11 protein-coding genes are annotated in these 15538 nt (G+C 62.2%); 2 read left to right on the plus strand and 9 right to left on the minus strand.

The features are described 5' to 3' along the window. Positions 1-49: 49 nt before the first annotated feature. The 5 genes from LMTR21_RS30280 to LMTR21_RS30300 are packed head-to-tail and all read right to left on the minus strand — an operon-like array spanning position 50 to position 6511. Complete coding sequence (locus LMTR21_RS30280) at positions 50-1531, minus strand: aldehyde dehydrogenase family protein (protein WP_246174467.1); 1482 nt, start codon at positions 1529-1531, stop codon at positions 50-52. 31 nt (positions 1532-1562) lie between these two features. Beyond that, positions 1563-2957, minus strand: a complete 1395-nt coding sequence (lpdA, locus tag LMTR21_RS30285) for a dihydrolipoyl dehydrogenase (RefSeq protein ID WP_065751071.1) — start codon at positions 2955-2957, stop codon at positions 1563-1565. Position 2958: 1 nt separating this feature from the next. After that, the gene (locus LMTR21_RS30290; protein ID WP_065751070.1) at positions 2959-4266 is read right to left on the minus strand and encodes a dihydrolipoamide acetyltransferase family protein; all 1308 of its coding nucleotides are present in this window, start codon (positions 4264-4266) and stop codon (positions 2959-2961) included. 2 nt (positions 4267-4268) lie between these two features. After that, positions 4269-5282, minus strand: a complete 1014-nt coding sequence (locus LMTR21_RS30295; protein ID WP_065751069.1) for an alpha-ketoacid dehydrogenase subunit beta — start codon at positions 5280-5282, stop codon at positions 4269-4271. Positions 5283-5284: 2 nt separating this feature from the next. Continuing rightward, complete coding sequence (locus tag LMTR21_RS30300) at positions 5285-6511, minus strand: thiamine pyrophosphate-dependent enzyme (RefSeq protein ID WP_065751068.1); 1227 nt, start codon at positions 6509-6511, stop codon at positions 5285-5287. A 62-nt stretch (positions 6512-6573) separates the two neighbouring features. On the opposite strand from LMTR21_RS30300, the gene LMTR21_RS30305 reads away from it, so the two are divergent. Together LMTR21_RS30305 and LMTR21_RS30310 are read left to right on the plus strand one after the other, a co-directional pair. Further along, positions 6574-6843, plus strand: coding sequence for a hypothetical protein (locus LMTR21_RS30305; protein WP_065751067.1), 270 nt, complete (start codon positions 6574-6576; stop codon positions 6841-6843). A 67-nt stretch (positions 6844-6910) separates the two neighbouring features. Then, entirely contained in the window at positions 6911-7423 is a 513-nt protein-coding gene (locus LMTR21_RS30310) for an Lrp/AsnC family transcriptional regulator (protein WP_065751066.1), read from the plus strand. A gap of 626 nt (positions 7424-8049) precedes the next feature. Here the strand turns inward: LMTR21_RS30310 and LMTR21_RS30315 are convergent. Genes LMTR21_RS30315 through LMTR21_RS30330 form a run of 4 tightly spaced genes read right to left on the minus strand, consistent with a single transcriptional unit; the run spans position 8050 to position 15477 of the window. Beyond that, positions 8050-9096 carry a Wadjet anti-phage system protein JetD domain-containing protein gene (locus LMTR21_RS30315; protein ID WP_065751065.1) on the minus strand — a complete coding sequence of 349 codons (1047 nt, stop codon included), beginning with the start codon at positions 9094-9096 and terminating at the stop codon, positions 8050-8052. Next, positions 9086-13432, minus strand: a complete 4347-nt coding sequence (locus tag LMTR21_RS30320; protein WP_065751064.1) for a coiled-coil domain-containing protein — start codon at positions 13430-13432, stop codon at positions 9086-9088. Before LMTR21_RS30320 ends, LMTR21_RS30315 begins: the two co-directional genes overlap by 11 nt. After that, the gene (locus LMTR21_RS30325; RefSeq protein WP_065751063.1) at positions 13425-14144 is read right to left on the minus strand and encodes a hypothetical protein; all 720 of its coding nucleotides are present in this window, start codon (positions 14142-14144) and stop codon (positions 13425-13427) included. Before LMTR21_RS30325 ends, LMTR21_RS30320 begins: the two co-directional genes overlap by 8 nt. Further along, positions 14134-15477: a hypothetical protein gene (locus LMTR21_RS30330; RefSeq protein WP_141688127.1), complete on the minus strand. Its 1344-nt coding sequence runs from the start codon at positions 15475-15477 to the stop codon at positions 14134-14136. Before LMTR21_RS30330 ends, LMTR21_RS30325 begins: the two co-directional genes overlap by 11 nt. Positions 15478-15538: the final 61 nt, after the last annotated feature.

Consider the following 15538-nt stretch of genomic DNA (forward strand, 5'->3'; position numbering starts at 1 on the left):
GATCACCTGGCGAATGGCGGCGGCGCATCGCCGCCGGCATTCGCATTTGTCAGCCGTGATAGATCGAAATGGTCTTGGTCGTGGCAAAGCCGTAGAGGGCCTCAAAGCCCTTCTCGCGGCCATGGCCCGAACGCTTGACGCCGCCGAACGGCAGCTCGATGCCACCGCCTGCACCGTAATTGTTGATGAAGACCTGTCCCGATTGAATGGCCCGCGCCAGGCGGAACTGCCGGCCGCCATCGCTCGTCCAGATTCCACAAACGAGGCCAAAGGGCGTGCCGTTTGCCAGCTCGATTGCCTGCTGCTCGCCGTCAAACGGCATGATCACCTGGACGGGCCCGAAGATTTCCTCCTGCGCAAGGCGGTGGCTTCGCGGAACGTCGCGGATCAAGGTCGGCGTGACATAGGCGCCGCCCGCAGGCGCATCGGCCACGATGGTGCCCTGCGCGGCGAGACGCGCGCCGCCACGCTCGGCCAGCGCAATGTAGCCTTCGACGATGTCCTTCTGCCGACGCGAGACCACGGGGCCGACATCGAGATCGGACAGCGCCGGCCCCACCCTCAGCTTCCGGTAGGCATCGGCCATGCGTGAAGCGACCTCTTCATAGACCGATCGCTCGACGAGGATCCGCGACGACGCCGAGCAAGTCTGGCCGGCATTCTGAATGCCTGCCATCACCAGGAACGGCAGCGCCCGATCGAGATCGGCATCGGCAAACACCACCTGCGGCGATTTACCGCCGAGTTCCAGCGTAACCGGCACGGCATTGCGCGCGGCGGCCGCCTGCACCAGACCGCCCGTCGTCACCGAGCCCGTGAAGGAAATGTGATTGATGCCGGGATGGGCGGACAAGGCCGCGCCAGCTTCCTCGCCGGTGCCGGTGACAAGGTTGAGCGCGCCAGCCGGCAATCCCGCTTCTTCCGCGATGCGGGTGAACTCGATCACCGTGAGGCAGGCTTCTTCCGCCGGCTTCACGACAGCGGCGTTGCCCATCGCAAGCGCCGCACCGAGGCTGCGCCCGATGATCTGCATCGGATAGTTCCAGGGAATGATGTGAGCGGTGACACCATGCGGCTCATAGATCGTGAGGGCAGTGAATCCCGACCGATAGGGAATGGTATCGCCGTGAACCTTGTCGGCCGCGGCGCCGTAGAATTCGCAGTAGCGCGCCAGCGCCTCGACATCGGCCCGCGCCTGCTTCAGCGGCTTGCCGACGTCGCGCGCCTCGAGCTCCGTCAACAGGTCGATATTCTTAAGGACGCCCTCGCCGATCCGATGCAGAATGCGACCGCGCTCGGTCGCCGACAAACGTCCCCACTCGCCGGCCAACGCCGCCCGGGCAGCCTGAACCGCGCGATCGATGTCCTCGCTGCTGCCCCGGGCAATGTCCGCAAGATGCGAGCCATCGGACGGATCCGGAATCGCGAGACGCCGTCCATCGGCAGCATCGACCCAGCGGCCGGCGATGTAGTTGCGGTAAACCCGTGCCGAGTTTGACGGGTTGTGCTCCAGAGTTTGATCTTGCTGCATGACGTCTCCTCTTGGTTCGTTATCGTTTCCATCAGACATGCAAGCCGCGCCCCAAAGCGCCGAACGCAGCCTCGTGAATTGCTTCGCTCCGCGTCGGGTGGGCGCCGATGGTGCCAGCGATGTCTTCAAGCACCGCTCCCATCTCAATGGCAAGTGCGAGTGAGGACGTCAATTCCGACACCCCCGCCCCTACCGCCTGCGCTCCCAGCACGAGGTGGTCGCTGGCCCGCGCCACGATCCGTACGAAACCCGCATCATCCATCTGCGTCAGGGCCCGGCCGTTGGCAGCAAAGGGAAATGTCGCGACCTTGACGTCGTGACCGTCCATCTTGGCTTGTTCCGGCGTGTATCCCACTGATGCGACCTCCGGATCGGTGAAGCAGACCGCCGGAATGGCGACGGCGTCAAAGGAACGGCGCTTTCCCGCCATGATCTCCGCCACCATCGCGCCCTGCGCCATGGCGCGATGCGCCAGCATCGGCTCTCCCGTGAGATCGCCGATCGCCCAGACGTTGGACATGGACGTCTCGCAACGGTCATTGATTTTGACGAATTTTCCGTCCATCGCGAGGTCGAGCCGCTCCAGCCCGAACCCTTTGGTGCGAGGCTCGCGCCCGACCGCGACCAGGAACTTGTCGGCCGGCAGTTCGCGCAGGCCATGCCCGCGCTGCTCGATCAGAAGGCTCTCGCCGCCGGCGGTCAGCCCCTGCGCCTGCGCCGAGGTGATGACGCTTACCTTGAGTTCTTCCAGTCTGCGCGCCACCGGCCGCGTTAGCGCCGTATCCCACTTAGGCAGGATCCGCTCATCGGCCTCGACAACCGTCACATTCGATCCGAGCTTTGCAAAGGCGATCCCCAGTTCAAGACCGATATAGCCCGCACCGACGACCACGAGCCGCGCGGGAATTTCCGGCAGCGACAGCAAGTCGGTCGATGAGATGACATTGCCAGCGAATGGCAGGGTCTTGATCGCCTGCGGCACCGAGCCGGTTGCGAGAACGAGATGCCTGGCACGATAGGACATTGTCGTGCCCGCCGTTACAACCGTGACGGTCTTGCCATCCACGATTTCGGCCATGCCCGGGATCACCGACACACCGCTCTTCTTGAGCAACGCCGCTACACCGCCGGTCAGGCGGTTCACGACCGAATCCTTCCACGCGACGGTGCGCGCGAAATCAAGTCGCACCTGTTTGACGCTCAAGCCGAACGACGTCATCTCGCCGTGACGACCAGCGCTGTGGAAGGCGTCCGCAGCGTGGATCAGCGCCTTGGAAGGGATGCAGCCGACATTCAGGCACGTGCCGCCGAGCGCCGCACTTTCGATGAGGACGGTGCGCAATCCCAGCTGCCCGGCACGAATGGCCGCGACATAGCCGCCAGGCCCTCCGCCGATAATCACGACTTCTGCGGCGCTATCCTGCATGTCAGTTCCCAACCAGTAGAAGTGCCGGCGCTTCCAGCAGCTCTTTCGTGCGCCGGATGAATTGCGCAGCCTCAAAGCCATCGATGATGCGATGATCGAACGAGGACGACAGGTTCATCATCATGCGGGGAACGAATTGATCGCCCTGCCATACCGGGCGGATCATCATCCGGTTGACCCCGATGATCGCCAGCTCCGGCCGGTTGATAACAGGCGTCGTTGCGATGCCGCCGAGATCGCCGAGGCTGGTGACGGTGATGGTGGAGCCGCTCAACTCTTCGCGCCGTGCGCTGCCCTGCCGTGCTGACTCCGCGAGCCGCTTGATCTCTGCTGCGCTGGTCCAGAGATCGAGTGCTTCGGCATGGAAGAGCACCGGCACCATCAGGCCTGAAGGAGTTTGTGTAGCGATGCCGACATGAACGGCGCCATGCCGGCTGACGAGTTCCTTGTCGTCGTCATAGGTTCCGTTGACTTGCGGAAAATCGCACACTGCGTGCACCAGGGCCGCGACGACGAAAGGCAGGACGGTCAGTTTCGGCCGGCTCCCGGCAAACCTCGCGTTCAGCTGTTTGCGCAGTTCATCGAGCGCCGTAACATCGACCTCCTCGATATAGGAGAAATGCGCCACACGCCGGGTCGACTCCGCCATTCTCTCGGCGATCCTGCGGCGCAGGCCGACGACCTTGATCTGCTCGACAGAATCGTCGCGTTGCGCGATCCGTGGACCGGCGCTCGCGGTCGATCGGTTTTGAACGTAGCCGGCGAGATCGTCATGCGTGATTCGGCCGGCGGCCCCGCTGCCCGAAACCAGACGAAGATCAATTCCTGCCTCACGCGCCCGCGCCCTGATTGCGGGCGACGCAATCGACCGCACGGGAGCGAGCTTCACCTCGACACCGGCCGCGCCGTTGCGATGGGCATTGGTAGGGTGGCCATCGTTCGGCCGACGATCATAAGGCTGTTCCGCCTGGACCAGAGAACCTGCTTGTGGGTCAACCGGCACATCGTTTGCTAAAGCGCGACCGTCAGGCCGAGCGACGGCTTTGTCGTTGGCGACGTCATCATTTGCGCCAAAACGAATACCTACCAAGGGACTCCCAACCGCGAGACGCGCGCCCAGCTCTCCGCCGAGCTCGACGACCACGCCCGCCCTCGGCGAAGGAATCTCAACCGTCGCCTTGTCCGTCATGACAGCGGCCAGGATCTGATCCTCCCTGACCGTCTCGCCGACCGCGACATGCCATTCGACGATCTCGGCCTCGGCAACGCCCTCTCCCACGTCGGGAAGTTTGACTAGCTCGACGGGCATTCTCAGCTCTCCATCAGCCGGGTCAGCGCGCGGCCGACGCGATCAGGGCCCGGGAAATAGTCCCACTCCTGCGCGTGGGGATAAGGCGTATCCCACCCGGTCACGCGAACGACCGGCGCCTCGAGATGGTAGAAGCAGCGCTCCTGGATCAGCGCAGAAAGCTCGGCGCCGAAGCCCGATGTGCGGGTTGCCTCGTGTACGATGAGGCAGCGGCCTGTCTTGACGACTGATTGAATAATGGTCTCGAGGTCGAGCGGCACCAGCGATCTGAGATCGATGATCTCGGCGTCGACGCCAACCGACTGACGCGCCGCCTCGACGACATGGACCATGGTGCCATAGGCAAGGATCGACACATCGGTGCCTTGACGGCGAACCGCCGCTTTGCCGATCGGCACGGTGTAGTAGCCTTCCGGCGTTTCGCTCAGCTCGTGCTTCGACCACGGCACGACTGGCCGGTCATGGTGACCATCGAAGGGACCGTTGTAGATCCGCTTCGGCTCGAGAAACATCACGGGATCGTCGTCCTCGATCGCGGCGATGAGCAGTCCCTTCGCGTCATGCGGGTTCGATGGAATAACCGTCTTCAACCCCGCAACATGTGTGAACAGCGCTTCCGGACTTTGGCTGTGGGTCTGCGCGCCGAAGATGCCGCCGCCACAGGGCATGCGCACGACGATAGGTGAGCTGAACTCGCCGGCCGAGCGGAAGCGCAGCCGCGCCGCTTCCGACACCAGTTGGTCGTAGGCCGGGTACATGTAGTCGGCGAACTGAATTTCAGCGATGGGCCTTAGTCCATACGCACCCATGCCGACGGCGATACCGACGATGCCGCTTTCGGAGATCGGGGTGTCAAAGCAGCGCGATGGCCCATACTTGCGCTGCAGACCATCCGTGCAGCGGAAGACCCCGCCGAAACGGCCGACGTCCTGACCGAAGGTGACGACGCGATCGTCCCGCGCCATCATGACATCCATGGCATCGCGGATCGCTTCGATCATCGTGAGAGAGGACATGCTCAGAAGCCCAGTTCCTGCCGTTGCTCGCGCAAATGCGGAGGCATCAGCTTGTAGACATCATCGAACATCGAGGCCGGGCTGCATTTCGATCCCTCCACCAATGTCCCGAACCCCTGCGCCGCCTTTGCCGCGATGCCGATCTCCTCGTCCAGTTCGGCCTTGAGCTGGACGTGACGCGCCTCGCTCCAGGCACCAAGCCCGATCAAATGATCCTTCAGCCGCTCGACAGGATCGCCGAGCGGCCAGGCCGCCCCATCTTCCGGCGCGCGATATTTCGACGGATCGTCGGATGTCGAATGCGGCGCAGCCCGATAGGTCACCCACTCGATCAGGGTCGGCCCGAGATTGCGGCGGGCACGCTCCACCGCCCAGCACGCCGCCGCGCGAACCGCGAGGTAGTCGTTGCCGTCGACGCGCAGCGCGGGAATCCCGTAGCCGTGCGCGCGAGCTGCAAAGGTTGCGCTCTCGCCTCCGGCAACGGACTGGGCCGTCGAAATCGCCCATTGATTGTTGACCACGTTGAGAACGACGGGTGGGCGGTACACCGAAGCGAATACCAGCGCGGCGTGGAAGTCATTTTCGGCGGTGGCGCCCTCGCCGATCCACGCAGCGGCAACGCGATTGTCGCCACGCATCGCCGAGGCCATTGCCCAACCCACTGCCTGGACATATTGGGTGGCAAGATTTCCGGAGATCGAAAAGAAGCCGGCCTCGCGCGCCGAATAGAACACCGGAAGCTGCCGGCCCTTCATGCGATCCTTTTCGTTCGACAGCACCTGGCACATCATGTCGACTACCGGCCAGTCCTGCGCGATGAGAAGGCCCTGCTGGCGGTAGGTGGGGAAATTCATGTCGCCCGCCTGCAGCGCCGACTGAAAGCCGCACGAGATCGCTTCCTCTCCGGTGCACTGCATGTAGAAGGACGTCTTGCGCTGCCGCTGCAGCATGGTCATGCGGCTATCATAGGCCCGCGTCTTGAGCATCGCGCGCAGGCCGGCGCGGAGTTGATCGATCGTGCATGCGCCGGACCACGGCCCGACAGCACGCCCCTCGCCATCGAGCACCCGGATCAGCCCGTAGGCGAGATCGCGGATCTCGCCGGCCTCGACATCGACCGCCGGGCGGCGAAGCTGCCCCGCTTCCGACAGATGAAGGCGGCTGAAATCGGCGGCCTCGGCGCAAGGCGTCGGCTCGGGAACGTGCAAGGTGAGTGGCCCGCCGCTCATGAGGCCACCCCGCCGGTTGCGACCGGCGAGTCTCCAACGACCTCGACGGAACGCAGCGACGGATGCCGTGCGAAGCGCGAGCACAGAACGATGGGATCGCGGTCCGCCTTCGCGTCGATGCCGAAGTCGATGGCGGCCCCGCCTTGCCCATCAACCACCATTCGGAATTCGACTATCTGCAGCCCAAAGCGCTGCACATCGGCGAGAAGCTGGGACGCCGCCGCAAGCGAATCCGTTGCGATGGCCCGGAAGGCGACAGACGAAGCGCGACAAGCGGCAGATGGCATTGGCTGATCTCCTCGGCAAAACTCTACCGCTGGATCGCCAGGTGATTTTCCCGTTATCTTGTGCGATGTTGCGACCTTGCAGAAGAATCGTCTTCAGATATGGAGATTTGCGATGAAATCATCTTCGACGGCAAAGCAGCGGACCAAGGCGGACCTCGACCTGACCGATCGAAAGATCCTTTCGATTCTTCGCAGCGAAGGACGGCTGACCGTCAACGAGCTGGCCAATCGCGTCGGGCTGTCATCATCGCCGTGCTGGTCGCGGGTCCGGCACCTGGAGGAGATCGGCGTGATCAAACACTACTCCGCCGTCATCGATCACATCGCCGTCGGCCTGAAGGATCTCGTCTTCATCGAGGTGACGCTCGACAAGCATGACGACAAGGTGCTCGCCCGATTCGGTGACGCACTCGCCAGAATCCCGGAAGTGATCGAGGCTCACCTCGTCACCGGCGATTACGACTATCTGGTCAAGGTGGCGGTCGCCGACACCACGCATTACGAGCGCTTCCTTCGCGAGAAGCTCTACCGGATTCAGGGTATCCGGCACACGCGATCGACCTTTTCGCTGCGGACCCTCAAGCTCATCATGTCAGCCGATCCGCTGCTCGTCAGCGCGAGCTGATTAGCCGGCGAAGTGATCGGCGTAAACCTTTGGCCAGACGACCACATCACCGGCTGCCAAAAACTTGGCCTGCCCTGACGGATTCAGTTCAGGCTGGTCACGCTAATTGTCTCTGGATTTTCTTTTATCTCTCGATGCTCACGTCGTGCACACGTGGCCTTCTAACTGATGGAAAATCTTAAACTCTCAGTCCAATCCATCATTGGATAAACCCCAGCGGCATTCTTGGTCGCCGTCTGCTGAGGCCGGGCTAGGCCTCACCCGCGCAACGAACTGCTGAACTATGGCGCGATGCCCCCTTCGCGTTGCCGGCCCGCTGGTTGATTACTGCCCCAAAAAGACCGTTTGAAAAATCAGCTACTCAAACGGTTTCTGTCGCTAAGGCATTGAAATGGTGGGCGCACCAGGGCTCGAACCTGGGACCCGCTGATTAAGAGACAGCCCCGGGTTGAGAACAATCAATGACTTACTGGTCGCACCACTGGGCTTATCCGGCCGAAAATGGGCATTCGTCGCACGATCATGATCCTCCATTACGCTGGTTGTTATCCGAAGTGGTCGGAGCACTACCCCCGGGGGCCTTGCCATCTCCCTGGCCAAGCTTACCCAGTTCCCCTTGTTAAGCCCTAGGTCCAGTCCGACACATGTGCAGACATCAATACACGCGTCCCTAATGCTTCCTGCGGAACACGCTGCTTCGAAGCAAACAAAGCAGTAACAGAACTTCGTATGTCAGGTGGAAGCCACGCAAGATCCTCATCCGCTACCCGCTCATTCCCCTCAAGCGGCGTGCGCGTCCCATGTTCAAGAAGCCACGTATAGAGCGACGGTGCAGGCTGAAGCGGAAGAGCGAGCCGCCAGGCACGCCGCTGCGCGGCCCGGCTGGCGATCCGCAAGCCGGCCGGATCAATGTCGCCAAAGTAGTACAGCGCCTGCGCCTGCAACCGCCCTATTAGCTCATCGATGAACGTCTCGTCATAGGCGAGGCTCTTGGCGTGGCCACCACCTGCATACGCAACCGCGGATAGGCGGGCTGCCGACCGATTCCACATCGAAAACGAGACCCAGGTGTCGTTGTTCTCGACGATCAGAATGGGCTTGCCTAAAGCCGCTGCTGGACCTGCCTCGAAAGGAAGTGGAATGGGACAGATGCGGCAGCCAAGCGACAACAGGCTCAAGCGCCCGAAGAGGTGGTCGCTTCCTGCGCGCAGGCGGTCGAGACGCTTCTCGTCCCCGAAGATTTCGAGTGAGCGTTCCTTGATGGGCACGTTCAGCGACAAGTCAGGATCGCTTTTCAGCCACTCATTAATACAGCGTGCGGCCTCGAGGCGGAGACGATTCCGCTCGCTTGCAGCAAACCCCAAGAGGGGGTGCCAGCTGTATCCTGGCGCGACGGCTGGAATACGCGGCGGTGTGGGTCCGGCAAGCACCACAAAACCCGGCAGCGGCATCCCGCCGGTTCGGTCCCAGCTCCGCTTGCCGAGCGGCAACACAATCTCGCCGGACGCCGCGGCGCTTTGGAGAAGCTGCGCCAGGCGCGAGCGCCGGTCTGCCTGCTCCGCAAGCTCGGGGCAAGCGGCGGCAAATTCCTTGCGAAGCTGATCAAGTGGTATGCGGCGGCGACCCGTCCGTTTCAGCGCCTGAATAAGGCGCGCCGCGGGCTCATGCTGCATGCTCGGACTCGCTCAGGAGAAACTCGGCCGCGCGCACGCGGATATATTGCGCCGCGCCGTCGCGGAACATACGCTCGCCCTGCACCAGCCGGGTGATGGTCGGAAACATATTCAGCACGTGCTTGTCCTCGACGCAGGTTGTGACGAAGAGCTGAATGTCGAGCACATCGGCCATGGTCTTTTGCAAGACGACGTGCTCCATGAGATTCGAAGTGCCATAGGTGTTGTCCAGCATGAGAAACCCGCCGGTTGCAGCATTTTTTCCATCGGCGCGCTCGTCCATCGCCATCTTCTGAATCACCGTGTAGAGAAGCATGGCGAGGGTTACGCCTTCGCCATTCGAGACGCCGATACGGTCGACTGGCATGTAGGCCTCAATGGCATCGCGCTTGGGCTTGAGCATCTCAATACCCAGCGCACGGCCGCCCTGTGCGCGACTCAGCAATTCGGCCGCGAGCGCCGCGCCATCCTTTGGAACGCGCCCCATCACGACCTGCTCGTCCAGCCAGACCGCCAGCTGATTCCGAATGGCATCCTGCGGCACCTCGCCGACGCGGCGCTTGACTTTTAGGATGCGCTCACCCCCGTAGATCGGTACGTGATCCGGAATCAATGAGGATCGTGCAGCGCGCCTCAAAAGATCGTCGGCATGCAGCACGTAGAGGCGCATCTGTTCGAGGCACGCATTCTGGTCGCGTTGCTGATTTTCAATCTCACTCCGCACAATCGCCACGCGCTCTTCGATCCGCGCGGCGAGCGCGGCTCGTTCGCGGCCGGCTGTACGGGCGGTGAAGCGCCGCAGATTGTCCGCGACATGCGGCTCCAGCCGTCGGAAGCTCTCATCCTCGATGAGAAGGCGAACAACCTCGAAGGCGTCGTCGGCGGCTCCGGCGAGCTTCTGGACGGCTGAGACCGCCACATTCAGCCGGCTGACGAGCTGATCGAGTGCGGTCTCAAGCTCTTCATGGCTAAGACTGAGGTCTGGCAATTCGCCTCGATGGCTTTCCGGAAGGTGTCCTTCGGCATTCTTGATCTGCAGGTTGACTGCGGTGATCTTGCCCTTGATTCCAGTTTGGCGCGTCTGCAGGGCCGCATGCGCGCGATCCAAAGTCCGTTCCTCGGCTTCAAGGCCCGCGGTCAGTTCCTCCCGCTCCGCGGCAGCTCTATCCAATTCTTCAGCCGCCGCATCAGCAAGTTCCGGCACGGCAATCGGACTCAATTGCTCATGCTCGAGCGCGCGCTTAAGCTTACCGTTGACAGGTCCGCGGGCAGCGCTCGCCGACCCAAGTGCGGTATCAGTCTGCACGACAGCGTCGTGCGCCCGCCTTTCATCCGCTTCGGCATCCGCAATCGCCCGCTCAAGATCGACAATAGCCTCGAACGGCTGGAGATCGGTGGCCACCAATCCCTCGTATGCCGTGTCGGCCGCGGTTGTGAGCTGGGCGACATTGATCTTCACGATACCGAGCCGCGCAGAGACCCTCGCCTGTTGCGCATCACGCTTGCTGTTGAGGATTTGCTCAGCCGTCCTGTATTGGGCGCTCAGATCCTCAAGAATACCCGTGCGATCAGGAGCACCGCCGTCCGTCTCGGGATAGTGCAGTTTCTCGCTTCGTCGGCTATGGGCGCGCTCGCGCAAGGTCGCCGCCTCTGCTCGCCGTGTCGCTGCGTCTTCGCGAGCCTGGCCCGCCGCCGCTTCGGCGACGCTCGCTGCCTGCTCTTCACTGCGCTGCTCGGATGCCGCCACGGGGATACGCGCCATGGCGGAAGCGATATCGGGATATCGCTTGGCGAACTGTTCGACATGCTGTACCCAGCTTTTCAGCCGGCTGATTGTGGCATTCGTATCCGAGAGTCGGCTCCTTATTTTCGTGCGCTCACCGGTGATCGCCTTTTGACGTTCGGCTGCCTGCTGTGCCTCGCGTGTGGCGCTCTCGGCGTCGCTCTGCAGGAGGCGCGAACGCCGCTGCAAGGCGTCCGGTCGTTCTTCATCGAACGCACCATGCAACTCCCGAAGGTTGTCGATCAGGACCTCCAAGTGACCGAGCTGGGTTAGCGCCTCGGCTAGTTCGCGCTCTTTTCCTTCGAGCGCGGCCGCGAGATGCGCCTTCTCCTCGGCAGCTGCCTGCTTATTGACGCGCGCGGCACTGAACGGGCCGAACACGACACCCGTGTCCGCAACGACGGCGGAGGCTTCAAGACTCGCTTCCGACACTACGACCGGGCCTCTTAATTTCAGCTTGTTATCGATGGCGAGGGTCGTCAGCGTCGCGCGGTCGAGGTGGGATACAAAGACACCGCTAAACCGAGCGGGATCGCTTCGCAGCAACGCCAGAGCCTTGTCGGCATCGGGTCGGTATTGCGCGAGATAGTGCTCGGCCGGGACGGCATGTGCCATGCCGGCGTCGCGTAAAGCCTGCACGACCAGGTTGACATCCTCCGGTACCGAGGACACGCCCTCGGCATCGAGAAAGGCAAGCTCGCCCTCGATCGTTTCGCGTTCGTTCGTCAGGGTACGGCGCCGCTCCTCGCTTAAGGCGCGGGCCGTACGCACGCGATCCAACAAATCCGTTCGGTAGGGATCGCTCGCATCGCCGGCAAGGACCGCAGCAAACACAGGACTGTCAAGTATGGCACGCTCAAGCCCGTGGCCTGTCTCGGCCCTCCGACCAAGCCGCTGCGCCTCCGCCGCCGAGGACTGCGAACGGCCGAGCGCCGCCGTGCGCTTTCCCTCGAGCTCATGTGTCTCCGCTTCAAGCCCTTCATCCGCCAACACCAAGCCCGCAACCTGATCCTCGAGATCCGCGCGCTCCATCTCCAGGCGGCTGATTGTGGCGGAAGGCCGCTCGGACGGTTTGCATGCACCCAGGCGTTCAAGCTCCTTCCGCTCCCGGTCATGGTCGGCCACGCGCGAGGCGAGCCGGTCCACTTCCGCTTTGAAAGCATGGGCGCGCTTCATCGCCTCCGTTGCGATTCCGTGCTGGCGGTCCGCCTCTTCCTGAAGGTGGCGCGATTCGGCTTCCTTGGAGGCTGCATCGCCCTCCGCTTCAGACGCCAGTCGGTCCAGCAGGGCATGGAGGTTGGCTCCGGCGCGCGCGAGCCGCGCGCGGTCGGGCGCAAGGTCGCGCTCGATGCGCACAAGCTCCGCCTCAAGGTCGGCTTGCTCCGCTCTGGCCGACACCAGCTTGCGGAGCAGATCGGTCGCGCGCGCTGCTTTCAGGTTCCGTGCTGCGACGCTTGAGCGCTCTTTTGCTTGCGCGAGCTCAACTTTGGCGTCCTCGAAACGGCGATCCGCCGCCGCCTTCTCAAGAAAGAGAATCTCGCCCTGAAGCGTTCGCAAGCGCCTGCGCGCTGTCTCCAGGGACTGCTGCTTGAGAACGATTTCGCCCTCGACAGTGTTGTTCTCTACGTCAAGCTTGCTGCGCTCAAGCTTAAGCCGGCTAAAAAGGCGGCCGAGGCTCAAGAAATCCTGCTCGCGTTCCGCCTCTGCAGTTTCGAGCGCGGTCGCCGCCGTAGCGAAGGGCTGAAAGGAAGTTCCCAAGCGCGTGAGGGCTTTGTGTTGCTCCTTGCGCTGCGGCAATCCGCGAATCTTGGAGAGCGCTATCTCTAACGTTGTGATGATGCCTTCGGCGGCGTTCGTCGGAATCATGAACGAGAAGATCTTTTCCAAAAACTGCTGCTCGGTCTTAAAATCTAGGAACGTCGCGCCAATTCCACCCTCTTTTGCACAGAACCGCCGCTGCACATCGACCAGCTTCAGGTCAACACCGAGTTCGTCGGTAAGGAACCGCCGCCATGCGGCGAGCGAGTCCGTATTATAGAACGTCGCGTGGGAAGCGCGCATCTCACGCGCCCACTTTGAAAAATCATCGAGCGAGCGGAGCGGGCTTTGGCTGCCAAGCCCCCGGAACGGCAAACCTTCCAATGACAGCTCATCATCGCACTCGAAGCCAAAGAAACGGCGCAGACCGGGCTCTCCGTCATCACCTTTGGAGGCCGCGGTCAGCCAGAAAATCTGGCCGACGACGTGCCGTATCGGCCGGTCCTTAACGCCGGGCTTAATTAACTCCAGCGCGACAACTCCCAGTCGGCCCGGCATAAAATAGTCTTCGATCTTGTGCTGGCGATTAATCTCTGTCCGCAAGAACTTGCGGCGATCGGGCTCGAAGATGCTAAACAGCAGCGCGAGAACGGTCGTCTTGCCAACTCCATTGGGTGCATGAATGACATGATGTGCTGGCCGCCCATCTTTGCCGACCGGCTTGACGAGCAGCTCTTCGAATACGCCGTCGACATAGCCGCAAGCATCAAGATAGGCGCGGTTGATCTTAAGCATTGACCTTCTCCGCTTGTGCTTCGCGGGCAATGTCGAGCAAGGGTACGGCGGCGTGTTCAGCCAGCATCATGCGAAAACGCGGTGTCACCACATAAAGATGATTGCCATCTTGGCGCTCGTCTACGGCGACGAGGCCCATCTCATGGAGATGGCCGAGGACAAGCGCAACCAACCCATGAAGATGGTTACGCGACCCGCGCCGCGCATCCTCGTTGACGTCGGGCAAGGCCCGCAGTGCTTGCCATCCACGCCGCCAGCGGGCGGCGGTGGCATCGCCTCGCTGGTCTTGTGATTCCAGCGCCTGACAGAGCTTGCTCAAATGATCGCGCACCTCAGAGAGGGTTGCGCTCGGCGGCATGATCTCATCGTTGTCGAGTGCATCCTTGGCGGGATAGAACGTCGCGCAAGCTGAGACAAGAACAAGCGCAATCACGGCACCATCGTCGTTGGAGACGTGCCGCCGGAAGCGCGAGATCGTGTAGCCAAATACGGACTCCGTTTCCGTCCCGAGTACAATGCCCGTGCGTAGCGAGACCCCGACCACCCTCAGTTTGAGGCCTTCCGCGACTGAGGTGACAAGGGCCTTGAACGCACCATCATCCATCCAGCGGCGCACGAGCTCGCGGTAATCGGGAAAGGCTTCCGGCAAGGCGCGTGGGTGCAGGCCCCACTCCACTAGCCGCGCCGCATCACGAACATCATCAGGATGCATGCGACCTCCCTATTGGCTTTCCAGTAAATCGGACGTCGGTGCCTTCCACGAAGCCCGCGTCAAACCGCGCCCCCAGAATCGAGGCCTCGCCAGCGATGTCAGCTGTCCGCGGATCGATCGCTTGCTCAAGGATCAAAAACAGACAGCGCTGAAAGCTCATGTCGTCGGCATCTTTCTCGGCGGCACGCGCCAGAATATCGCCGAGTGTAATCGAGCCTGCCGCAAGTATCGTTGCACGCGCGAACGTTTCCGCACGCGCAATTGTAGCCGCATCGAAGGGGAGCGGAACCGGCGCCAAGGGTGCGCCCACCTCTAGAATGAACTCGCTTTCGCTATAATCCGCGAGATCCGGCTCGAACGCCTTGAGCGCGGCAGCGAGATCGAACACCAGTGGCGTGAGCGCACCTGAAAGGGCGCAAAAAATCCTAGAGGCCGTGCGACTCAGGAAGGACACCGGCGCCTCAAGTAGGGGATTGAGGATTTCGTGTTCGAGGTCCGGTAAGCGCGTTGGTGGGCGAAGCTTCAGCGCATCGGCCTGAAGCAACAGGTAATCGTCGGCGGTCGTCTGCACGATCACCATCAAGTTGCGGTGTCGGTCATTCACATCAAGCAAGAGCGTGCGAACGCGGGCGAGATGACGTCGGTCGGTGTCGTCCGTAACATCCGCGGCTGTATCATTGAGATGAGAGAGCATCGCACCCTCACGCGCAATCGAGGCGTCGAGAAGATCGCGCGCCTCTTGCATCTTGGGCCCGAGCTCATGCTGCCACATTACCTTAAGGATGGCGCGGCGCGCCTCCGCCATAAGCAAGCGGAGCGCCTCGGCGAGGCGAACGCTGTTCGTCCGCGTTCGCTCGGCAGCGTTTACCGCATGGTCATAGAGTCCACGCCTCAAGAATTCTTCGACAATGATCTCGCTCACCTGCGTAGCAGTTAGCGGATCATGATCCAGCAAGCTAAGATGGACCTCGATCGCCTCCTGGGTAAGCCGGTAGCCGACCTTGCCGTCCGGCAACGCCTCCGCGCGTAGGAGCCCAAACTCTAATGGTGCGCCGTCGGGTCTCTCAGGATCAAAGAGCCGCACCTTGAAGCGGGCGCGCCGATCGCGGGCGTTCGTCAACCCGTCAAAGACGTGCTCGGCGAAAGTTACAGCGTCGTCCGGAGAGATCGCGTTCCATTGGATAGCAGCAAGGCTTGCAAGATAGTCCAAGAGATCAGCGCGACTCGCAGTACCACCCGCCCCCATGCGTTCGATCAACAACTCAATGGCGGCAAGGGCTAGATAACGAAGGTCGACATGCTCGGCCACTTGGCCCTGGGTGTGCAGCAACACCTTCGTGTCTTCGAGCTTTTGAATGGGTGCAATCAGCGATAGCGCGCGAAGGTGGCTCGTA

This window comes from Bradyrhizobium paxllaeri (assembly GCF_001693515.2).
GTDB classification, from domain to species: Bacteria; Pseudomonadota; Alphaproteobacteria; order Rhizobiales; family Xanthobacteraceae; genus Bradyrhizobium; species Bradyrhizobium paxllaeri.